This window comes from Streptomyces sp. NBC_01433 (assembly GCF_026340105.1).
Taxonomy (GTDB): domain Bacteria; phylum Actinomycetota; class Actinomycetes; order Streptomycetales; family Streptomycetaceae; genus Streptomyces.
Genome location: NZ_JAPEPM010000002.1, coordinates 1,835,144 through 1,855,927, shown reverse-complemented (window position 1 = coordinate 1,855,927; position 20,784 = coordinate 1,835,144). Strand labels below are relative to the sequence as shown.

18 protein-coding genes and 1 pseudogene are annotated in these 20,784 nt (G+C 72.5%); 7 read left to right on the top strand and 12 right to left on the bottom strand.

Going from position 1 to position 20,784, the window contains the following annotated elements; genetic code table 11:
* Positions 1-27: 27 nt before the first annotated feature.
* The 5 genes from OG413_RS35705 to OG413_RS35685 all read right to left on the bottom strand — a co-directional run bounded on the left by OG413_RS35705 (position 28) and on the right by OG413_RS35685 (position 6,708).
* Positions 28-2,157: a 3-hydroxyacyl-CoA dehydrogenase NAD-binding domain-containing protein gene (locus tag OG413_RS35705; protein WP_266812770.1), complete on the bottom strand. Its 2,130-nt coding sequence runs from the start codon at positions 2,155-2,157 to the stop codon at positions 28-30.
* Positions 2,154-3,383 carry an acetyl-CoA C-acyltransferase gene (locus OG413_RS35700; protein ID WP_266812769.1) on the bottom strand — a complete coding sequence of 410 codons (1,230 nt, stop codon included), beginning with the start codon at positions 3,381-3,383 and terminating at the stop codon, positions 2,154-2,156. Before OG413_RS35700 ends, OG413_RS35705 begins: the two co-directional genes overlap by 4 nt.
* A gap of 403 nt (positions 3,384-3,786) precedes the next feature.
* Complete coding sequence (locus OG413_RS35695) at positions 3,787-5,061, bottom strand: ribonuclease D (RefSeq protein WP_266812768.1); 1,275 nt, start codon at positions 5,059-5,061, stop codon at positions 3,787-3,789.
* A 115-nt stretch (positions 5,062-5,176) separates the two neighbouring features.
* Positions 5,177-5,839 carry a response regulator transcription factor gene (locus OG413_RS35690; RefSeq protein WP_033300087.1) on the bottom strand — a complete coding sequence of 221 codons (663 nt, stop codon included), beginning with the start codon at positions 5,837-5,839 and terminating at the stop codon, positions 5,177-5,179.
* 209 nt (positions 5,840-6,048) lie between these two features.
* Positions 6,049-6,708: a DUF3000 domain-containing protein gene (locus OG413_RS35685; RefSeq protein ID WP_266812767.1), complete on the bottom strand. Its 660-nt coding sequence runs from the start codon at positions 6,706-6,708 to the stop codon at positions 6,049-6,051.
* Between the two features lie 92 nt (positions 6,709-6,800).
* On the opposite strand from OG413_RS35685, the gene hemE reads away from it, so the two are divergent.
* Positions 6,801-7,874, top strand: a complete 1,074-nt coding sequence (gene hemE / locus OG413_RS35680; protein WP_266812766.1) for a uroporphyrinogen decarboxylase — start codon at positions 6,801-6,803, stop codon at positions 7,872-7,874.
* A gap of 118 nt (positions 7,875-7,992) precedes the next feature.
* Here the strand turns inward: hemE and OG413_RS35675 are convergent, their stop codons facing one another.
* Together OG413_RS35675 and OG413_RS35670 are read right to left on the bottom strand one after the other, a co-directional pair.
* Positions 7,993-9,375, bottom strand: coding sequence for an FAD-dependent oxidoreductase (locus tag OG413_RS35675; protein WP_266812765.1), 1,383 nt, complete (start codon positions 9,373-9,375; stop codon positions 7,993-7,995).
* 42 nt (positions 9,376-9,417) lie between these two features.
* Positions 9,418-10,407, bottom strand: a complete 990-nt coding sequence (locus tag OG413_RS35670) for a DUF4349 domain-containing protein (protein ID WP_266812764.1) — start codon at positions 10,405-10,407, stop codon at positions 9,418-9,420.
* 127 nt (positions 10,408-10,534) lie between these two features.
* Between OG413_RS35670 and hemG the strand changes: the two genes are divergently transcribed.
* Both hemG and hemQ read left to right on the top strand, forming a co-directional pair.
* On the top strand, positions 10,535-12,094 hold the full coding sequence (hemG, locus tag OG413_RS35665; RefSeq protein WP_266812763.1) for a protoporphyrinogen oxidase: 1,560 nt from the start codon (positions 10,535-10,537) through the stop codon (positions 12,092-12,094).
* A gap of 4 nt (positions 12,095-12,098) precedes the next feature.
* Positions 12,099-12,827 carry a hydrogen peroxide-dependent heme synthase gene (gene hemQ / locus OG413_RS35660; RefSeq protein WP_266812753.1) on the top strand — a complete coding sequence of 243 codons (729 nt, stop codon included), beginning with the start codon at positions 12,099-12,101 and terminating at the stop codon, positions 12,825-12,827.
* 184 nt (positions 12,828-13,011) lie between these two features.
* Here the strand turns inward: hemQ and OG413_RS35655 are convergent, their stop codons facing one another.
* The 4 genes from OG413_RS35655 to OG413_RS35640 all read right to left on the bottom strand — a co-directional run bounded on the left by OG413_RS35655 (position 13,012) and on the right by OG413_RS35640 (position 17,307).
* A complete protein-coding gene (locus OG413_RS35655) occupies positions 13,012-13,785 on the bottom strand; it encodes a TIGR04222 domain-containing membrane protein (RefSeq protein WP_266812752.1) in 774 nt (257 codons plus the stop codon).
* A 78-nt stretch (positions 13,786-13,863) separates the two neighbouring features.
* On the bottom strand, positions 13,864-14,928 hold the full coding sequence (locus tag OG413_RS35650; protein ID WP_266812751.1) for a TIGR04222 domain-containing membrane protein: 1,065 nt from the start codon (positions 14,926-14,928) through the stop codon (positions 13,864-13,866).
* Between the two features lie 6 nt (positions 14,929-14,934).
* Positions 14,935-16,287, bottom strand: a complete 1,353-nt coding sequence (locus tag OG413_RS35645) for a DUF692 domain-containing protein (protein ID WP_266812749.1) — start codon at positions 16,285-16,287, stop codon at positions 14,935-14,937.
* A gap of 279 nt (positions 16,288-16,566) precedes the next feature.
* Positions 16,567-17,307, bottom strand: coding sequence for a peptidyl-tRNA hydrolase (locus OG413_RS35640; RefSeq protein WP_266812748.1), 741 nt, complete (start codon positions 17,305-17,307; stop codon positions 16,567-16,569).
* Positions 17,308-17,400: 93 nt separating this feature from the next.
* Between OG413_RS35640 and OG413_RS35635 the strand changes: the two genes are divergently transcribed.
* The 4 genes and pseudogenes from OG413_RS35635 (at position 17,401) to OG413_RS35620 (ending at position 19,926) form a co-directional block, all read left to right on the top strand.
* Positions 17,401-18,075 carry an AIM24 family protein gene (locus OG413_RS35635; RefSeq protein ID WP_266812746.1) on the top strand — a complete coding sequence of 225 codons (675 nt, stop codon included), beginning with the start codon at positions 17,401-17,403 and terminating at the stop codon, positions 18,073-18,075.
* Between the two features lie 13 nt (positions 18,076-18,088).
* Positions 18,089-19,013 (top strand): annotated as a pseudogene (locus OG413_RS35630) (ATP-binding cassette domain-containing protein).
* Positions 19,010-19,675 (top strand): ABC transporter, encoded by a 666-nt coding sequence (locus tag OG413_RS35625; RefSeq protein WP_266812744.1) that lies wholly within the window; start codon positions 19,010-19,012, stop codon positions 19,673-19,675. The pseudogene OG413_RS35630 and the gene OG413_RS35625 overlap by 4 nt, the downstream one beginning before the upstream one ends.
* A gap of 59 nt (positions 19,676-19,734) precedes the next feature.
* Entirely contained in the window at positions 19,735-19,926 is a 192-nt protein-coding gene (locus OG413_RS35620; RefSeq protein ID WP_266812742.1) for a hypothetical protein, read from the top strand.
* Between the two features lie 41 nt (positions 19,927-19,967).
* Here the strand turns inward: OG413_RS35620 and OG413_RS35615 are convergent, their stop codons facing one another.
* Positions 19,968-20,729, bottom strand: a complete 762-nt coding sequence (locus OG413_RS35615) for a polysaccharide deacetylase family protein (RefSeq protein ID WP_266813298.1) — start codon at positions 20,727-20,729, stop codon at positions 19,968-19,970.
* Positions 20,730-20,784 lie beyond the last annotated feature (55 nt).

Sequence of the window (20,784 nt, the reverse complement as noted above, 5' to 3'; positions counted from 1 at the left end):
CGGCCCGCCCTGCCCGTTCCCCAGGTGTTACGCCGGGACGCTCGCCACGCCCGGTGCCAGGAACTTCTTGCCGTTCACCCGCTCCGAGACGCCCGCCCGGTCCAGGTACGGCGTGATGCCGCCCAGGTGGAAGGGCCAGCCCGCGCCGGTGATCAGGCAGAGGTCGATGTCCTGGGCCTCGGCGACGACGCCCTCGTCCAGCATCAGGCCGATCTCCTGCGCCACCGCGTCCAGGACGCGGTCGCGGGTCTGCTCCTCGGACAGGACGACATCGCCCTGCTTCAGGAGGGCGGCGACCTCCGGGTCCAGCTCCGGCTTTCCGGAGTCGTACACGTAGAAGCCCCGCTTGCCCGCCTTGACCACGGCGGCCAGGTTCCCGGAGACCGTGAAGCGCTCCGGGAAGGCGCGGTTCAGGGTCTCGGAGACATGCAGGCCGATGGCCGGGCCGACCAGCTCCAGGAGCACCAGCGGGGACATCGGCAGGCCGAGCGGCTCGACGGCCTTCTCGGCGACCTCGACCGGGGTGCCCTCGTCGATGACGTTCTGGATCTCGCCCATGAAGCGGGTGAGGATGCGGTTGACGACGAACGCCGGGGCGTCCTTCACCAGGACCGCGGTCTTCTTCAGCTTGCGGGCCACACCGAACGCCGTGGCCAGCGCCGCGTCGTCGGTCCGCTCACCGCGGACGATCTCCAGCAGCGGCAGGATCGCGACCGGGTTGAAGAAGTGGAAGCCGACGACCCGCTCGGGGTGCTTCAGCTTCGACGCCATCTCCGTCACCGACAGCGAGGAGGTGTTGGTGGCGAGGATCGCGTGCGCCGGGGCGACCGCCTCGACCTCCGCGAACACCTGCTGCTTGACACCGATCTCCTCGAAGACGGCCTCGATGATGAAGTCGGCGTCGGAGAAGCCCTCGGCCTTGTCCAGCACACCGGAGACCAGGCCCTTGTAGCGGTTGGCCTTGTCCTGGTTGACGCGGCCCTTGCCGAGCAGCTTGTCGATCTCGGCGTGGACATAGCCCACACCCTTGTCGACGCGCGCCTGGTCGATGTCCGTGAGGACGACCGGGACCTCCAGGCGGCGCAGGAACAGCAGGGCGAGCTGCGAGGCCATCAGGCCCGCTCCCACGACGCCGACCTTGGTGACCGGGCGGGCCAGCGACTTGTCCGGAGCACCGGCCGGGCGCTTGGCGCGCTTCTGGACCAGGTTGAAGGCGTAGATCCCGGAGCGCAGCTCGCCGCCCATGATCAGGTCCGCGAGGGCCTGGTCCTCGGCGTCGAAACCGGCGCCCAGGTCGCCGTCCTTGGCCGCGGCGATGATCTCCAGCGCGCGGTACGCGGCCGGGGCGGCGCCGTGCACCTTGGAGTCGGCGATCGCCCTGCCACGGGCCACGGCCCGGTCCCAGGCGTCCCCGCGGTCGACGTCGGGGCGCTCCACCGTGACCGTGCCGTTGAGCACGTCGGCGGTCCAGATCAGCGACTGCTCCAGGAAGTCCGCACCCTCGAAGAGCGCGTCCGCGATCCCCAGTTCGAAGACCTGCTTGCCCTTGAGCTGACGGTTCTGGTTCAGCGAGTTCTCGATGATCACCGAGACCGCACGGTCGGCACCGATCAGGTTCGGCAGCAGCGCGCAGCCGCCCCAGCCCGGCACCAGACCGAGGAAGACCTCGGGCAGCGAGAAGGCCGGGAGCGCCTTGGAGACCGTGCGGTACGAGCAGTGCAGACCGACCTCGACACCGCCGCCCATCGCCGCGCCGTTGTAGTACGCGAACGTCGGGACCGCGAGGGAGGAGAGCCGGCGGAAGACGTCGTGGCCGCCCTTGCCGATGGCCAGCGCGTCCTCGTGACGGCCCAGCAGCTCGACCCCCTTGAGGTCGGCGCCGACGGCGAAGATGAACGGCTTGCCGGTGATGCCGATACCGGTGATCGTGCCCTCGGCGGCCTCCTTCTCGACCTGGTCGACGGCGGCGTCCAGGTTCGCCAGCGACTGCGGTCCGAAGGTGGTCGGCTTGGTGTGGTCCAGGCCGTTGTCCAGGGTGATCAGCGCGAACCTGCCCGCACCCGCGGGGAGGTCGAGGTGGCGTACGTGCGCCTGCGTGACGACTTCACCGGGGAACAGCTGGGCCGCACCCTTCAGAAGCTCAGTGGTGGAGCTCACTTGCTGCCTCCGGCTGCGTTCTCGAAGTGGGGGTTCTCCCAGACGACCGTGGCGCCCATGCCGAAGCCGACGCACATGGTGGTCACGCCGTAGCGGACCTCCGGCTGCTCCTCGAACTGGCGGGCCAGCTGCGTCATCAGACGCACACCCGAGGAGGCGAGCGGGTGACCGTAGGCGATGGCGCCGCCGTACTGGTTGACGCGCGCGTCGTCGTCGGCGATGCCGTAGTGCTCCAGGAAGGCGAGCACCTGCACGGCGAACGCCTCGTTGATCTCGAACAGGCCGATGTCGTCGATCGACAGACCGGCCTTGGCCAGCGCCTTCTCGGTCGCCGGGATCGGGCCGTAGCCCATGACCTCCGGCTCGACGCCCGCGAAGGCGTACGACACGAGGCGCATCTTCACCGGGAGGCCCAGCTCGCGGGCGACGTCCTCGGCGGCGAGCAGCGAGGCGGTGGCGCCGTCGTTGAGCCCCGCGGCGTTACCGGCCGTCACGCGGCCGTGGGCGCGGAACGGGGTCTTCAGACCGGCCAGGGACTCCATCGTGGTGCCCGGACGCATCGGCTCGTCGGCGGTGACCAGGCCCCAGCCCGTCTCGCCCGCCTCGGCGTTCGTGCGGCGCACGGAGACCGGTACCAGGTCCTGCTGGATCTTGCCGTTGGCGTACGCCTTGGCGGCCTTCTCCTGCGAACGCACCGCGTACTCGTCGGCGCGCTGCTTGGTGATCGTGGGGTACCGGTCGTGCAGGTTCTCCGCGGTCATGCCCATGAACAGGGCGGACTCGTCGACCAGCTTCTCCGATACGAAGCGCGGGTTCGGGTCCACGCCCTCACCCATCGGGTGGCGGCCCATGTGCTCGACACCACCGGCGACGACGACGTCGTACGCGCCGAAGGCGATGGAGCCGGCCGTCGAGGTGACGGCGGTCAGGGCGCCCGCGCACATGCGGTCGATCGAGTAGCCGGGGACGGACGTCGGCAGACCGGCCAGGATTCCGGCGGTCCGGCCCAGCGTCAGGCCCTGGTCGCCGATCTGGGTGGTCGCGGCGATGGCGACCTCGTCGATCTTGGCGGGGTCCAGATCCGGGTTGCGGCGCAGCAGCTCCCGGATGGCCTTCACGACGAGATCATCGGCGCGGGTCTCGTGGTAGATGCCCTTCGGGCCCGCTTTGCCGAACGGGGTGCGGACGCCGTCGACGAAGACGACATCCCGGATGGTACGAGGCACGATGGCTCTCCTCCAGGGTGCGGGGTGGCACTGCTGCGGGGCGCGCCCACAAGCGCGCCGCCTGCCCTCATGCTACTTGCGGGTAACCAGACTGCCCACCCCCCGGGGCCGGAGCGTCGAAGGTCACACCGGTCGGGCGGACGGCACACGGGCGCCGGAGCCCCGTTCGGCGGACGGCGGGAGCGCGTGCAACCTGGCGTGAATTCGACCCTCCGGGATGAGCGTTCCGGCCGCGGATCCGTGGTCCGCGGCGCCCGGACGACAACCGCGCCCCGGGAAGCCGTGCCCCCGCGGGGCCGACCCGCCCGGAAACCGGCCTCCGGAAGAGCCCTCCGCGGCCACCGAACACAGCACCCCCGGCCGGGGGCCGGGGGTGCTGTGGAGAAAGGTTCGGGCGCGGGGGTCAGACGGTGGCGTCCAGCGCCCGGAGCAGGATCGGTCCCACCTGCTCGATCTGCCAGTGCCGCGCCCCGTACCCGGCGAGCGCGTCCTCGACGGCGCCCGGGGTGTGGCTCTTGGGCGGCTCCCAGCACACCCGGCGCACGGTGTCCGGGGTGATCAGATTCTCCTGGGGCATGTGCAGCCGCTCCGCCAGCTCCGACACCGCGGCACGCGCCGCCGAGAGCCGGGCTGCGGCCTCCGGGTCCTTGTCCACCCAGGAGCGCGGCGGCGGCGGCCCGGCCACCTGCTGGCCGGGCTGCGGCAGCTCGGCGTCCGGCAGGGCCTTGGCCCGGTCCACGGCCGCCTGCCACTGCTCCAGCTGCCGACGGCCCATGCGGTGGCCGAATCCGGGCAGTGCGGTCAGGGCCTGCAGGGTGGCCGGAAGCGCCAGGGCCGCTTCGACGATCGCACCGTCGCCGAGCACCTTGCCGGGTGAGATGTCACGGCGCTGGGCGACCTGGTCGCGGGTGTTCCACAGCTCCCGTACGACCGCCATCTGACGGCGGCGGCGGACCTTGTGCATGCCCGACGTGCGGCGCCAGGGGTCCTTGCGCGGGGGAGCGGGCGGCGCCGAGGCGATCGCGTCGAACTCCTCCCGGGCCCACTCCAGCTTGCCCTGGCGGTCCAGCTCCTCCTCCAGGGCGTCACGCAGGTCGATCAGCAGCTCGACGTCGAGGGCGGCGTAGCGCAGCCAGGGGTCGGGCAGCGGGCGGGTGGACCAGTCGACCGCGGAGTGGCCCTTCTCCAGCGCGAAACCCAGCACGCTCTCGACCATCGCGCCGAGGCCCACACGCGGGAAGCCCGCGAGCCGTCCGGCGAGCTCCGTGTCGAAGAGCCCGGTGGGGATCATGCCTATTTCGCGCAGACAGGGCAGGTCCTGGGTGGCGGCGTGCAGGATCCACTCGCTGCCGGTCAGGGCGTCGCCCAGGGCCGTCAGGTCCGGACAGCCGACCGGGTCGATCAGCGCACTGCCCGCGCCCGCCCGGCGCAGCTGGACGAGGTAGGCGCGCTGGCCGTAGCGGTAGCCGGAGGCGCGCTCGGCATCGACGGCCACGGGGCCGGTGCCCGCGGCGAAGGCCGCGACCACCTCGGCGAGGGCGTCGTCGGACGCCACCACCGGGGGGATGCCCTCGCGCGGTTCGAGCAAGGGGATCGGCGCCGGGGCGACGTCGTCCGGGGGGGCGCCCCCGGTGGTTCGCAGTGAAGTGTCTGCTGCGGTCTCTTGGGCGTCGGTCACCTGTCAAGGGTATCTGTGTATGCACGGCGCCCGTCGACGGAACCTTCCGTCGACGGGCGCCGATGCACGTATTCCAGCCGAGGGCGCATCTGTGCACGTCCCGGCGGGCGAGGGGTCAGTGGATGATGCCCGTCCGCAGGGCGACGGCGACCATTCCTGCGCGGTCTCCGGTGCCGAGCTTGCGGGCGATGCGGGCGAGGTGGGATTTGACGGTGAGGGCGGAGAGACCCATCGAGACGCCGATGGCCTTGTTGGACTGGCCTTCGGCGACCAGGCGGAGCACCTCCACCTCACGGCCGGACAGTTCGCGGTAGCCGCCCGGGTGGCTCGGGGAACCGGGGGGCCGGCGGTGCATACGGGCGGCATTGGCGCCGATCGGTGCGACGCCGGGGCGGGTGGGGTGGCCGATGTTGGTGCGCGTACCGGTGACGACGTAGCCCTTCACGCCGCCCGCGAGGGCGTTGCGAACGGCGCCGATGTCATCGGCGGCGGAGAGGGCGAGACCGTTGGGCCAGCCTGCGGCCCGGGTCTCGGAGAGCAGGGTCAGCCCGGAACCGTCGGGCAGGTGGACGTCGGCAACACAGATGTCGCGCGGGTTGCCGACGCGGGGGCGTGCCTCCGCGATGGACGACGCCTCGATGACGTCACGTACTCCGAGTGCCCACAGATGGCGGGTGACGGTGGAACGGACGCGCGGGTCGGCCACGACGACCATGGCCGTCGGCTTGTTCGGGCGGTAGGCGACCAGGCTTGCGGGCTGCTCGAGGAGAACGGACACCAGGCCTCCTGGGGAGTGGCGGGACGGGCCGGCTCGGGGATGAAGCCGGGGCGAACCGTGCTTGAAGGGTCATTGACCTCTTCGGCAGCAGACCCGTCCTCCTTTAGAGGAAGATCACGATTTGGTGAGTAACAATTCGGGCAAATAGGACATGCGATCGATTGTACGAAAAGAGAGTCGGTAAATGAACGAACTCATGTGACAGAGCGTCACGGAATCTGGGGTCCGCGGCGCTGCGGCAGTGTCACCACCGCCGCGTCCGCCGGACCCGAGGGCGGCAGACCCGCGATCTGACACAGCAGATCGCCCCACGCCATCAGGTGTGACCCCGCGTCCGGCACTCCGCCCCGGCCTTCGCGCGGTGTCCACGACGCCCTGATCTCGATCTGCGTCGCGGGACGGCGCGTGGCCAGCGCACCGAAGTAGTGCGATCCGGCGCGCGTCACGGTTCCGCCCGCCTCGCCGTACGACAGGCCGCGCGCCTCCAGCGCACCCGTCAGCCAGGACCAGCACACCTCGGGCAGCAGCGGATCGGCCGCCATCTCCGGCTCCAGCTCCGCCCGCACGAGCGTCACCAGCCGGAACGTGCCCTGCCAGGCGTCGTGCCCCGACGGATCGTGCAGCAGCACCAGACGGCCGTCGGCGAGATCGTCCTCGCCGTCGACGACCGCCGCCTCCAGCGCGTACGCGTGCGGGGCCAGCCGCTGGGGCGGCCGGGTCGGCTCCACCTCCAGCTCCGGGCGGAGCCGCGCGGAGCGCAGTGCGTCGACCGCCGACCGGAACGCGGGCGGGACGGAACTACCGTCCGCACTGTCCTTGCTGTCAGCGCCATCGGATTGATCGGAGAACTGTCCCTGAGCCGGAGCCATGCCGGGAAGAGTAGGCGGAACCGGAGCCCGGCGCAGGGAGGGACACCCGTGCGGGGCCGGGCTCCTTCCGCGTGCGTGCGAAGATTCTGTGTGTGAGTGCCAACGACCGCCCTTCGGGCCAGCAGACGAAGACCTCCGCCACCCATGGGTCGGCGTTCCTCAAGGCATGCCGACGCGAGCCCGTGCCGCACACCCCGGTCTGGTTCATGCGTCAGGCGGGCCGCTCGCTGCCCGAGTACCTGAAGGTCCGTGAGGGCATCGCGATGCTCGACTCCTGCATGATGCCGGAGCTGGTCACCGAGATCACGCTGCAGCCCGTGCGGCGCCACAAGGTCGACGCCGCGATCTACTTCAGCGACATCGTCGTCCCGCTCAAGGCCATCGGGATCGACCTCGACATCAAGCCCGGCGTCGGCCCGGTCATCGCCGAGCCGATCCGCACCCGCGCCGATCTCGCCCGGCTGCGCGACCTCACCCCCGAGGACGTCCCGTACGTCACCGAGGCCATCGGGATGCTCACCGCCGAGCTGGGTGCCACCCCGCTCATCGGCTTCGCCGGGGCGCCGTTCACGCTCGCCAGCTATCTGGTCGAGGGCGGCCCGTCCCGCAACCACGAGCGCACCAAGGCCATGATGTACGGCGACCCGCAGCTCTGGGCCGATCTGCTCGACCGGCTCGCGGAGATCACCGGCGCCTTCCTGGAGGTCCAGATCCGCGCGGGTGCCTCGGCGGTCCAGCTCTTCGACTCCTGGGTGGGCGCCCTGGCCCCCGCCGACTACCGCCGCTCGGTGCTGCCCGCCTCGGCGAAGGTCTTCGACGCGATCGCCCCGCACGGTGTCCCGCGCATCCACTTCGGCGTCGGCACCGGCGAACTGCTCGGCCTGATGGGCGAGGCGGGCGCGGATGTCGTCGGCGTCGACTGGCGGGTCCCGCTGGACGAGGCCGCACGCCGTGTCGGTCCGGGCAAGGCGCTCCAGGGCAACCTCGACCCGGCGGTGCTGTTCGCGCCGACCCCCGCGGTGGAGGAGAAGACCCGCGAGGTGCTCGACGCGGCCGCGGGCCTGGAGGGCCACATCTTCAACCTGGGCCACGGTGTGATGCCGTCGATGGACCCCGACGCGCTGACCCGGCTCGTGGAGTACGTACACACGCAGACCGCCCGGTAGGGCCTTCCCCGGCGCCCTCGGACCCTCGGGAAGGCCCCTGGGCGCCCCTTCGTCGCGCGGGCGGGGCCCGGCGGACGTTGTAAGTGCGTCACGCCGGGCCCCGCCCGTCCCGCGTCGCTCAGGCGGTTCCCGCCGCGCGCACCGCCGCGCTCGCCTTGCGGGCGGCCACCAGGATCGGGTCCCAGACCGGGGAGAACGGCGGGGCGTACCCCAGGTCGAGCGCCGTCATCTGATCGACCGTCATACCGGCCGTCAGCGCCACCGCCGCGATGTCCACACGCTTGGCCGCCCCGTCCCGGCCCACGATCTGCACGCCGAGCAGCCGTCCCGTGCGGTACTCCGCGAGCATCTTCACCGTCATCGGCCGCGCCCCCGGGTAGTAGCCCGCCCGGCCCGTCGACTCGATCGTCGCCGTGACGTACCGCAGGCCCACCGCCCTCGCGTCCTTCTCGCGCAGCCCGGTCCTGGCGATCTCCAGATCGCAGACCTTGCTCACCGCCGTACCGACCACGCCCGGAAACGTTCCGTAGCCGCCGCCGACGTTGGACCCGATGATCTGACCGTGCTTGTTGGCATGGGTGCCCAGCGCGATATGACGGGTGCGGCCCGCCACCAGGTCCAGGACCTCCACGCAGTCGCCGCCCGCCCAGATGTTGTCGTGGCCCACGACCCGCATCGACAGATCCGTCAGCAGACCGCCGTGCGGGCCGAGCGGCAGGCCCGCGGCCCCGGCCAGCGCGGTCTCCGGCGCGACACCGATGCCGAGCACCACCACATCCGCCGGGTAGGTCCCCGCGTCCGTCGCCACCGCGCTCACCCGGCCGTCCGGACCCGTGAGGATCTTGGTGACCGCCGCCCCGTTGACCGTCGTGATGCCCAGTCCGTCCATCGCGTCATGGACGAGCGCGCCCATGTCCGGATCGAGCGTCGCCATCGGCTGCTCGCCCCGGTTGAGCACCGTCACCTCGAAGCCGCGCTTCAGCATCGCCTCCGCCATCTCGACGCCGATGTACCCCGCGCCCACGACGACCGCGCGCCGCCCGGTGGCCCGGTCCAGGGAGTCCAGGAGCGCCTGGCCGTCGTCCAGGGTCTGCACCCCGTGGACTCCGGCCGCGTCCATGCCGGGCAGCGCCGGGCGCACCGGCCGGGCCCCGGTGGCGATCACCAGCTTGTCGAAGCCCGTCCAGTACGTCTCGCCGCTCTCCCGGTCCACCGCCCGCACCCGCCGCCCGGCGACGTCGATCTCCGTCACCTCGGTGCGCGTCCGCAGATCGATGGCGCGTTCCCGGTGTTCCTCGGGCGTGCGGGCGATCAGGTCGTCGCGCCGCTCCACGTCGCCGCCGACCCAGTACGGGATGCCGCAGGCGGAGTACGAGGTGAAGTGGCCGCGCTCGAAGGCGACGATGCTCAGTTCGTCCGGCCCCTTGAGCCTGCGGGCCTGCGACGCGGCGGACATGCCCGCCGCGTCGCCGCCGATGACCACTAGTCGCGTCGCTGTCATGCCGGGTCCCTTCACCGTTTCCGGGGGCCCACGCTACGGCGCTCAGGGGGTCGGCGCGGTCTCCGTGTCCGGTGTCGTGGCCGGTGCGGGCTCAGCCCGGTCCAGGGCCGCGCCGCGGCGGGACCGGCGGCCGTGCAGCCGCCGCCGGACCACCGCCAGCACCGCGACGACGGCCAGGAACGGGGCCGCCGCGCCGAGCGCCATCGCGATCCACCGGAGCGTCGTCACGAACGCGTCCCAGCCGCCGCCCAGCGCGTCCAGGAACCCCGGCCCGTCGTCCTCCGCCTCCTCGGCCGCCCCCTCCGGCTCGGTGAGGTCCAGGGTGATCGTCGCCAGCGAGGTGCGGTCCTTCAGGCTCGCCTGCTGGGCGAGCAACGACTCCAGCGAAGCCTGACGCGTGCTCAGCTCGCCTTCCAGCGTCACCACGTCGCTGAGCTTCTCGGCCTTGTCCATCAGCACCCGGACCCGCGCCACGCTCGCCCGCTGGGTGGCGATCCGGCTCTCCACGTCGACCACCTCGTCGGTGACGTCCTTCGCGTTCGACGAGCGGGACAGCAGCTTCCCGGACCCCGCGAGCTTCCGCAGTACCGCCTGGTACTGGTCCTGCGGGACGCGCAGCACGAGGTGCGAGACCTCGTGGGTGTCGTCGACCCGCTCGGTGCTCTCGTTCGCCACCAGGCCGCCACTGTCCTCCGTGGTGCCGCGGGCCGCCGCGACGGCCTTCGGGACGCTCTTCACCTCGACGGACAGGGTGGCCGTGCGGATGACATGGGTGGCGGCGGCCCCCGCCTTCGGTGCGGCGGAGGCGCCCTCGGCGGGCTTGACGCCGTCCGCGGACTTCGCGCCGTACGCGGCCGCATCGCCTCCGGCCGTGTCCGGTGCCCGCTTTCCCGCCGCGCTGGTGCCGGAGGAGCTGTCGTCGCCCGCGGCGCCGCAGCCGCCTACGGCGAGCAGGGCGACGAGCGCCCCGGTGGCGAGGACCGCGCGGGAACGGCGCGTGCCCGTACGAGAGGTGTTTCTCGCGGTTTTCATAACTGGTCCCCCCAGGACGATGGTTGATGGTGCCGGTTCGACGTACGGACCCCCTGCGCGGGTTGCCTGTCAGCGGTTTCGAAGTGGTCACGGTCATGACTCGGTACGGGTTTGAGAGAGTGGACCCATGCAGCGTTCTCATCAGCGCGTGAACACGCGTACGGGCCATGTCGTCGTCATCGGCGGTGGCATCGCCGGTCTGGCCGCCGCCCACCGGCTGGTCCTGGCCGGACTGCGGGTCACGCTCCTGGAGGCGACGGAGCGGGTCGGCGGCAAACTCATGACCGGGGAGATCGCGGGCACCCGGGTCGATCTCGGCGCTGAGTCGATGCTCGCGCGGCGCCCCGAGGCGGTCGGCCTGGCCCGTGCCGTCGGCCTCGGTGACCGTCTCCAGCCGCCCGCCACCGCCACCGCCTCGGTATGGACGCGCGGCGCGCTGCGGCCGATGCCCAAGGGCCATGTCATGGGCGTGCCGGGCGACCCGGCGGCGCTCAGCGGGGTGCTCTCCCCGGAGGGCCTCGCCAGGATCGCCCAGGAGCGCGACCTCACCCCGACCGCCGTCGGCGACGATGTCGCGGTCGGCAGCTATGTCGCCGACCGGCTCGGCCGCGAGGTCGTGGACCGGCTCGTGGAACCGCTGCTCGGCGGGGTGTACGCGGGTGACGCCTACCGGATCTCGATGAGGGCCGCCGTACCGCAGCTCTTCGAGGTGGTGAAGGAGGGCGGGTCCCTGCTCGACGGGGTGCGGCGCGTCCAGGAGCGGGCCGCCGCCCGGCAGCGGACCGGACCCGTCTTCCAGGGCATCGACGGCGGCGTCGGCACCCTTCCGGACGCCGTCGCCGCAGCCGTACGTGCCGGGGGCGGCGAGATCCTCACCGCGACCCCGGTCCTCGGGCTGACCCGTACCGACGAGGGCTGGAACGTCCGCACCGACACCCGGGTGATCACCGCCGACGGCATCGTCCTGGCCACCCCCGCCTGGTCCGCCTCCACGCTCCTGGCCGCCGAGTCCCCGGCCGCCTCCGCCGAACTGGCCGGAGTCGAGTACGCGTCGATGGCCCTGGTCACCCTGGCGTTCCGGCGCTTCGACACCGAGGCGACCGGCGCGCTGCACGGGCGCTCGGGCTTCCTCGTCCCGCCGGTCGACGGCCGCACGATCAAGGCGTCCACCTTCTCCAGCAACAAGTGGCAGTGGGTGGCCGACGCGGCGCCCGGCCTCTTCGTCCTGCGTACCTCCGTCGGCCGTTACGGCGAGGAGGACCATCTGCACCGTGAGGACGACGAACTGGTCGATGTGTCGCTGCGCGACCTCGCCGAGGCGACCGGACTGGCCGCGAAGCCCGTCGACACCGAGGTCACCCGGTGGATCGGCGGCCTTCCGCAGTACCCGGTCGGCCATCTCGACCGGGTCGCCCGCATCCGCGACGAGGTCGCGAAGCTGCCGGGGCTGCGGGTCTGCGGGGCGGTGTACGACGGAGTCGGCATCCCCGCCTGCGTCGCGAGCGCGCACCGGGCCGCGGCCGAGCTCGCCCACGACCTGACGGGAGAAGGCGCGGGAGAGGGCACAGCGGCGGTCACGGGAACGGTCACGGACGGGAGCGCGGGAGAGGACGCCGGGGCGATCACGGGAGAGATCATCGCCACGTCGACCCTGGTTCGGGGCACTCGGAGCGAGGCGGGACAATAGCCGTATGAGTGCTCCTGAGACTGCGACATCAAGCAAGGGTCCGAACGCCGGCAAGAAGGCCAAGGACCTCAACGAGGTCATCCGCTACACGCTGTGGTCCGTCTTCAAGCTGCGCGACGTGCTGCCCCTGGACCGCGCGGGCTACGCCGAGGAGGTCCAGGAGCTGTTCGACCAGCTGGGGGCCAAGGACATCACCGTGCGGGGCACGTACGACGTGTCCGGTCTGCGGGCCGACGCCGACCTCATGATCTGGTGGCACGCCGAGACCGCCGATGAGCTCCAGGAGGCGTACAACCTCTTCCGGCGCACCAAGCTGGGCCGCGCGGTGGAGCCGGTCTGGTCGAACATGGCGCTGCACCGCCCCGCCGAATTCAACAAGTCGCACGTTCCGGCGTTCCTGGCCGACGAGACGCCGCGCGACTACATCAGCGTCTATCCCTTCGTGCGCTCCTACGACTGGTACCTGCTGCCGGACGAGGACCGCCGTCGCATGCTCGCGGACCACGGCAAGATGGCCCGCGGCTACCCCGACGTCCGCGCCAACACCGTCGCCTCCTTCTCGCTCGGCGACTACGAGTGGGTCCTCGCCTTCGAGGCCGACGAGCTGTACCGCATCGTCGACCTGATGCGTCACCTGCGGGCCTCCGAGGCGCGGCTGCACGTCCGCGAAGAGGTGCCGTTCTACACGGGGCGCAGGAAGTCCATCGCAGACCTGGTGGCCGGGCTCGCATAGCCAGCGTTTCCCGACCACCCCAACCCGGAAGATCAGGCGACGGGCACCGGCACCGCGTGTGCCGCCCGCCGTTCCAGCGACACCGGGTTCGGCTCCGGGTTCGCCGCAGGTTTTCTGCCTGCGGCGAGCCCGGACCGGCGAGGCGGCGAACAGCCGCCGCCGTCGAGCAGTGACCGGGCGGGGCTCAGGCGTTCATCGGGCGGCCCGTCAGAGCCGCCCGCAGCGCCGGGTCCCGCACGGCACGGACGCCGCGTACCGCCACCGCGGCCAGCAGTTCGCGATCCGCGCCCCGCACCGGGGCGGGCAGCGAGTCCAGCCACCGCTGCCCGGTGGGGGAGGCCCACGGGCTGTACGGATGGTTCTCGATCCTGGCGATGGCGAGACAGCCCAGGGTCAGTACGAGCGGCAGCCCGAACCAGGCCAGCACCGGACCGCCGTACCCCGGCTCCCGGCCCGGGATCAGTACGGCGGCGGCGCCCATCGCCACCACGAGCACCGCCGAACCGCGCACCGCCCGCACCGCCGACGCGATGCCCGTACGGGTTCCGGGCGGCACGGCCAGGCCCGCGGCGACCAGCCGGTCGGCCAGCGTACGTACGGCGTCGGCTGCGGCCGCCGCGGCCCGTATCGGCGCTATCCGGGACTGCCCCTCCGGGCCGATGGCACGGATCACGGTCCGCTCGACCTCGTCCAGGCCCTCCGGATCGACGACGGTCGCCCAGCCGGTGTGGGCGAGCAGCAGCCGTCGCCGCAGATGCAGGGAGACCAGCGCCAGATCGGCGACCCGGTGCGGGCCGCCGGCCAGGAACGCCGTCTCGTACAGGTTCAGTTCATGACGTGCGGGTTCCCGCGCGACGTCGGCCGGCGGCTGCGCGGCCGCGGCGGAGGCGAGACAGAGCCGGACACAGGAGATCGCCGCCGCGCCCCACGCGACCAGCAGAAACATGACCCAGAGCATGCCGGATTTCTATGCGAGGCAGGCGGCCGGGCGCCATGCCCTGTTCAGTATGCGGACGGGTGCCTGTCCGACGGGTGGTCAGGAGCTGCTGCCGCAGCTGGAGCCGCCTGAGCTGCCGCCGCAACTCGATCCGCTGCTGCTGCCGCAGCTGGACCCGGAACCGCAACTGGACCCGGACCCGGAACCGCAGCTCGAACCCGAACTGCAGCCTCCGCCACCGCCGCTGTGCCCGCCGCCCCCGGTCGAGCCCCCGCAGCTCGCACCGCTGGGGCTCGCACCGGCACACCACGCCGTCGCAACGAGGACATCCGAGGTGCCGGAGGAGTGGGACGAGGCACCGGCACCGGAAGCGGTACGGAACGACGCCGACCGCCGGTTGCCGGTACGGAACCGAGCAGCCGCCATCAACTGCCCCTGGAGTACGGGATCGGGCAGCGCGCCCAGTCCCAGCGTGGCCACCAGATGGGCCGGGTCCCGCACGGTGGCGTGGGCGGAGCGGTGGCCATGTATGGCCCGTAGCCCCGCCTTCGTGATCCGGATACGGGTGGCCGACGCTACGAGCAGGCCGATCAGGCCGCCGATCAGGATCGCGGGCAGCATCTTGACGATGAACGGGAACGGAATGTCCGCGTAGCCGTCGTGCGTCGCGTACTGGACGAACGTCAGGATCAGGGAGACCGGAAGAGCCACCAGGCAGCTCAGCCCCTGGATCAGCCCCCAGCGGCGGCGCGGCCGGCTCTCCCCGGGGGAGACCAGCAGCCCACGGGCGGCGAGTCCGTCCCCGACCTCCTGCACCGCCGGATGCCGCATCACCGCTTCCCGCAGTGTGTGCAGCGCCCCGCTCGGCGCGTCGGCCAGCGACGAGAGCACGGCCCGCTCGACCGGGTCACGGGCCTCCGGCCGCTGTACGGCGACGATGCCGGGGCCGCCGATGATCAGGCGTCCGTCCGAGTACAGGGCGGTCAGCGCGGTGTCCACCACCCTGGCCGGGCCGCCGTTCAGGAAGGCCGCCTCGTACAGGTCGTGAACGAAGACATCCGAGTCCGTGGGGCGCCTGCGGACGCGGTCACGCGCGGTCTTCGTGAGCAGCAGCACCGAGGAGACGGCCACCGCGAGGGACAGCAGCAGAGCCAACGCGTTCATGGCGGATCACTTCCCCACGAGGGCGGCACGGGCCGCCCGGACCAGACGGGTCGTACGACGCGGCGGGCGAGGGGCCGCCCGGTCCTGCCACCAGTGGGTCAGCCGCCGCCTGGCCGCCGCGTCCGCCGGCCGGCCCGCGATCAGCAGCTGCTCCGCGAAGTCGAGGGCGTCACGGCGGTATCCGGCGGACATGGGCCGGGTCATGGCGTACGCGAGGTAGGTGTCCCGGTAGTCGTCGCCGAGGATCTCCGGCAGCTCCGGCGCGACCTTGGCGACCACCCCCGCCCGCTTGGCGGCCAGCGCCCGGCTCTGCACGCCCAGGCGCCGTTGGTCGAAGCCCTCGGGTGCGGGAGTGCCCGCGACGAGTGCCGAGAGCAGCGCGGTCTGGGCGACGGCGGAGCGTTCCCGGACCGCCGGGGCACAGACGGCGCGCACCACCGGCCGAGGGGCCGACGGGGCGTCCGGATCCTTCGCGGCAGCCGGGACGTCCACGGTCGTCGCTGTCGTCGCCGTCTTCAACGCCACCGTGTCCGGCGCGGCTGCCGCCTTCAGGGTGGCGCGGATCGTGGTCAGCTCGTCCGCCAGCTGCGTCGCGGGCGGGAAGTCGTCATCACGCTCCAGCAGCACACCGGGCGGGTCGACCCGTGAGCGCAGCTCGGTCAGTACGTCCAGGACGGGCCGCGTCACGGGATGGGCGTGCGTGTCGTGCCAGACGCCGTCCTTCTCGACGCCACCCGCCACGTGTACGTACGCGATGGCCTCCACCGGCAGCTCGTCGAGCGCCTTCGCGGGGTCCTCGCCGCGGTTGACGCGGTTGGTGTGCAGATTGGCCACATCGATCAGCAGCCGTACCCCGGTGCGCTCGACCAGCTCCGCCAGGAACTGCCCCTCCGTCAGTTCCTCGCCCGGCCAGGAGATCAGCGCCGCGATGTTCTCCAGGGCCAGCGGCACGGGCAGCGAGTCCTGGGCGATCCGCACGTTCTCGCACAGCACCTCCAACGCGTCCCAGGTCCGCGGCACCGGCAGCAGATGGCCCGCCTCCAGCCTCGGCGACGCGGTGAGCGGCCCCCCGGCCCGTACGAACGCGATGTGCTCCGTCACCAGCGGCGTACCGAGCAGCTCCGCCCGCGCGGCAAGGTCCGCGAGCCGCCCCGCGTCCGGGCGGTCGGCGCCCCCCAGGCCCAGCGAGACGCCGTGCGGCACGACGGTGACGCCGCGCTCCCGCAGCCGTACCAGGGAGTCGGGCAGATGGTCGGCGCAGATGTTCTCCGCCACCGCCTCGACCCAGTCGATGCCCGGCAGCGCCTCCACGGCGTCGGCGATCTCAGGCCGCCAGCCGATACCGATTCCCAGTCTCATGGTGTCCCCCTTGTCCATCCCGTGCAGGGGTGATGGCCCCGGCAGGCGGTGGTGAATCCGAACACAGGGACGTTCAGAGGTCGATTTGAGGTTCCCCGCCCCAGCGCTCCGGTGCCGCCGCACCACCGCGGGGTGGTACGGGCTGTGCGGGTGGTACGGGCTGTGTGGGTGGTACGGGCGGTGCGGGTGGTACGGGCTGTGTGGGTGGTACGGGCGGTGCGGGTGGTACGGGCTGTGTGGGTGGTGCGGGTGGTGCGGGGGAGGGACAGCCCCGGTGAATCAGCGGCGCAGCGCCGGATGGTCGGCGACCACCGTGCAGGACCCAGGGGCGATCTCGGTGAACCCGGCGTCGCGCACCACCGGCAGTCCGCTCACGGTCAGCCGACGCCAGCGCTCCGCGTCGGCGGTGGCCACGGCGAGCGGGAAACCGGCCTCGCGCCACGCCTTGCGCTCCGTGTCCGACAGCTCCCACCAGGCGAGCTGCGCCCCGTGCCCGGTCTGCGCCATGGTCTTGCCCGCCGACATGTCCAGCTCCGGGTTGAGCCACAGCACCGGACCCGTCGTGTCGGGTGCGGCCGGGGGCTCCGGGTCGTCCAGGTCGGTGCCCGACACCTGGAGCTTGGCCAGCTCCTTGGGCCAGCCGTCCAGAGGCACCGGCGGGAACACCCGTACCTCGGCGCCCTCGCCCGTCACCGTGATCCCGGGCAGCGCGGACGCCTTGCGCCACTCCGCGCCGCGCGCCCGGCGCACCACCTTGCGGATCCGGGCGTCCTGCCAGTCCCGCATCTCCTGCGCCCACTCGCCCTCGCCCAGGGAGCGCTCGTCGGACAGGATCGTGAGCACCGCGCGGGCGGCCGTCCGCAGGGCGTCGGTACGGGCCGGCGGGTCCGTCTTCTCCAGATGCAGCACGATCGGCAGCACGAACTGCGGTGCCTCGTCACGGGAGGTCGGCTCGGTCCGGAACGGGCTGTCCGGGGCGGTCGTGGCGGGTTCGGTCGCGGGGGTGTCGTTGCTGCTCACCCGTCCCAGTCTGCCAGGCTCTCCGCGCCGGGTTTCCGGCGGATGAATCACGCTTCTTGGCGGAATGACATGCTCCGGGTGAGGATGCTGCGCATGAAGAGCGACCTCTTTTCCAGCGAGCACATGGCCCAGCAGGCCACCGCCCCCGGTATGACCGTGCAGAACGCCAAATCGATCAAGTACGCCGTCAACGGGGAGATGCACGCCCGCCAGGGATCGATGATCGCCTACCGCGGCAACCTGCAGTTCGAGCGCAAGGGCCAGGGCCTGGGCGGCATGCTCAAGCGCGCGGTCACCGGCGAGGGGCTGCCGCTCATGGCGGTCCGCGGCCAGGGCGAGGCATGGTTCGCCCACGAGGCGGCCAACTGCTTCATCGTGGAGATGGAGCAGGGCGACGTCCTGACCATCAACGGCCGCAACGTCCTCTGTTTCGACGCCGGCCTGACGTACGAGATCAAGACCGTGAAGGGCGCCGGGATGACCGGCGGCGGCCTCTTCAACAGCGTCTTCAGCGGCTACGGCAAACTGGGCCTGATGTGCGAGGGCCACCCCATAGTCATCCCCGTCACCGGGCAGCAGCCGGTGTACGTGGACACGGACGCGGTCGTCGGATGGAGCGAGCAGCTCTCCACCTCGCTGCACCGCTCGCAGAGCTTCGGCTCCATGGTGCGCGGCGGCTCCGGCGAGGCGGTGCAGCTGATGCTCCAGGGCGAAGGGTTCGTGATCGTACGGCCCAGCGAGCTCAAGCCCGAGAAGACGGCCAACTGAGACCGGCCGGCACATGGGGGGCGGTCCGAACCTGAGAGGCGTCGGACGCCGTTACGGCCTCGGCGGACCCTGGGTGCTGCGCGGAGTCGATCTCGACCTGCCCGCGCGGAACCTGGTCCGCGTCGAGGGCGCGAACGGCACCGGCAAGTCCACCCTGTTGAGGCTGCTCGCCGGAATCGACGCCCCCACCGAGGGCCGGATCACCGGACAGCGTCCGCGTACGGCCTACGTCCCCGAGCGCTTCCCGGCGGCGCTGCCCTTCACCGCGGCCGGCTACCTCGTCCATCTCGGCCGCGTCCACGGCCGGCGCACCGCCGAGGCCGCCGCCCGCGCCGAGACCTGGCTGACGCGGTTCGGTGCCACCGGGCACGCCCGTACCCCGCTCGCCGAACTCTCCAAGGGCACCGGCCAGAAGGTCGCCGTCGCGCCCAGGCACTGCTCGCCGAACCCGACCTGCTGGTCCTGGACGAGGCATGGACCGGGCTCGACACCGCGGCCCGCGACGAACTGGACCGGGCCGTCGCCGAACGCGTCGGCGCGGGCGCCACCGTCGTGTTCGTCGACCACGACCCGCGCCGGCTCGCCGCCTCGGTGGACCTCACGCTCAGGCTGGCCGGGAACACCGTCGTACCGGTCACGGACCCGGCCGACCTTGACCGCACCCGACCGCGCGTCCTGATCGAGGCCACCGGGCCCTCCGGCGCCCCGCTCCCCGCCGGACTGCCCGGCGCGCCCACCCGCGAACCGGCCCCGGCACCGCCGGAACCGTGCGGCTCACCGTCGGGGCCGCGCACTCCGACGCCCTGCTGCGGGTGCTCCTCACGGCCCACCCGCCCTGGCACGTCCGGCAGGTGGCGACCGACCCCGACCCGGACCCCGACCTCGACCCGGACCCCGCCATCACCCCCACCCCCACCTCCCGCCCCGATGCACGATGACCGTGCTGCTCCGCTACCAGACCGCGTTGCTCCTGCGCTCGCAGTGCTGGCTCGCCCCTGTCCTCCTCTACGCGGCCACCCTCGGCATCGGCGTGCGGAGCGGGCAGCCCGTGCTGGACTCGCTCGGATGGACGGCGGCCGTACTGCTTCCGGTGGCCGCCTGGTTCGTCCAGCTCTGCGCCACCCAGGAGCCGGACGCGGCCCGGACCGTCGCGGCGGCGGCCGCCGGACCCGGGCGGGTCCAGCTGGCCTCGCTGCTCACCGCCACGGGGTGCGCGGCGGCCCTCGGCACCGTGGCCGCCGTGGGCGTCACCCTGGTCAGCGCGCCGGTCACCAACGACCGCACCATCGGCACCCTTCCGTCCGCCGCACTCGCGGGACTGCTCGCCGTCCTCTGCTGCGCCCTGCTGGGAGCGGCTGTCGGCGCGCTCTGCACCCGGCCGCTGCCGAACCGCCGGGGCCGGTCCGTCGCGGCCACCGTTCTCGGCGTCCTGCTCGCCCTGGTCACCAGCGGCTCACCGGCGAAGTACGCGGTGACCTCGCTGGTCTCCGGATCGCGTACCGGCTCGGTTCCCGTGCCCGGCCTGCCGCTGCTCGGGGCGGCGGTTCTCGCGGCGGCGGTGGCCCTCTTCGTCTGCCGGTCGGCCGCGCGGCGCGGGTGACTAGGGGCGCGTGCCCCGCAGATCCCCGGCGGGCGCGGGCGGCCCGTACGCTCGTCCCCATGGACGATGCGTACTGCGAGACTCCCGCCCCGGCCTCCGTACGGGCGCCCGGCCCGGCCGCCATGGGCCCTCCGTATGCCGAGTGCGTGCTGTGCCGCGAGCCGACGGAGTACCCGGAGCCGACCCGCGGCATCACCCTGTGCCCGGTCTGCGAGTGGCAGGAAGCGGGCCGCACGGCCTGCTCCGGCTGATCGCCGCCCTGCCCATCCGGGCCCCCGGCCCCTGTGCGGGTTCAGCCCCGCATCAGCTCGGAGACCTTCACGAAGCGGTAGCCGCGCCTGAGCAGCTCCGGCACGACCTGCCGTACGGCCTCCTCGGTGACCGGTGCCGCGCTGCGCGTGCAGTGCATCACGACCAGCGACCCCGGCCGCACCCCGTTCAGTACCTGCTCGGCCACCGCGTCCGCGTCCGTGGCGAACGCGTCGCCGCTGATGACGTCCCACTGCACCGCCGTCACCTTCGCCGGTGCCAGGGCGCGCAGCGACGCGTCGTCGTAACAGCCGCCGGGGAAGCGGAAGTACGGCACCACATTGCGCGCCCCGGCCTTCCGGAACGCGGCGAAGGCCTGTTCCACATCGCCGAGCATCCCGTCCCGGTCCACCACCGGCAGGCCGTAGCAGGGCGAGGCGAAGGCATGGTGGCTGTACGAGTGGTTGGCGATCTCGAACAGCGCGTCCGTGCCGATGGACCGCGCCTGTTCCGGGTACTCCTCGGCCCAGCGCCCGGTCATGAAGACGGTCGAGGGGACCTTCAGCCGGCGCAGCAGCGCGATCAGCGGCGGGTTGTCGAACTGCTCGCCCGCCGCTGCCCGCGATCCCTGATCGGCCGTCATGTCGGCGTCGAAGGTGAGTGCCACGACCTTGTCACCTCGACCGCGGGGCAGCCCCCGTTCGAAGACCGGTGTCCGCCCGGCCGGACCCGGCGCGAGGGTGGGCGGTTTTGAGGGAGCCGTCGGGGGCGCGATCGAGGAGGCCCTCGATGGGGCGTGCACCAGGTCCGCCTTCGCGCCGGAGCCCGAAGGGGTCCCACAACCGGCGAGTACTCCCCCT

Bases quoted from the DNA above. Each gene is read 5' to 3' on its own strand.
- OG413_RS35685 (WP_266812767.1), bottom strand. From the start codon at position 6,708: ATGGCTCCGGCTCAGGGACAGTTCTCCGATCAATCCGATGGCGCTGAC.
- OG413_RS35675 (WP_266812765.1), bottom strand. From the start codon at position 9,375: ATGACAGCGACGCGACTAGTGGTCATCGGCGGCGACGCGGCGGGCATG.
- OG413_RS35670 (WP_266812764.1), bottom strand. From the start codon at position 10,407: ATGAAAACCGCGAGAAACACCTCTCGTACGGGCACGCGCCGTTCCCGC.
- hemG (WP_266812763.1), top strand. From the start codon at position 10,535: ATGCAGCGTTCTCATCAGCGCGTGAACACGCGTACGGGCCATGTCGTC.
- hemQ (WP_266812753.1), top strand. From the start codon at position 12,099: ATGAGTGCTCCTGAGACTGCGACATCAAGCAAGGGTCCGAACGCCGGC.
- OG413_RS35655 (WP_266812752.1), bottom strand. From the start codon at position 13,785: ATGCTCTGGGTCATGTTTCTGCTGGTCGCGTGGGGCGCGGCGGCGATC.
- OG413_RS35650 (WP_266812751.1), bottom strand. From the start codon at position 14,928: ATGAACGCGTTGGCTCTGCTGCTGTCCCTCGCGGTGGCCGTCTCCTCG.
- OG413_RS35645 (WP_266812749.1), bottom strand. From the start codon at position 16,287: ATGAGACTGGGAATCGGTATCGGCTGGCGGCCTGAGATCGCCGACGCC.
- OG413_RS35635 (WP_266812746.1), top strand. From the start codon at position 17,401: ATGAAGAGCGACCTCTTTTCCAGCGAGCACATGGCCCAGCAGGCCACC.
- OG413_RS35625 (WP_266812744.1), top strand. From the start codon at position 19,010: ATGACCGTGCTGCTCCGCTACCAGACCGCGTTGCTCCTGCGCTCGCAG.
- OG413_RS35620 (WP_266812742.1), top strand. From the start codon at position 19,735: ATGGACGATGCGTACTGCGAGACTCCCGCCCCGGCCTCCGTACGGGCG.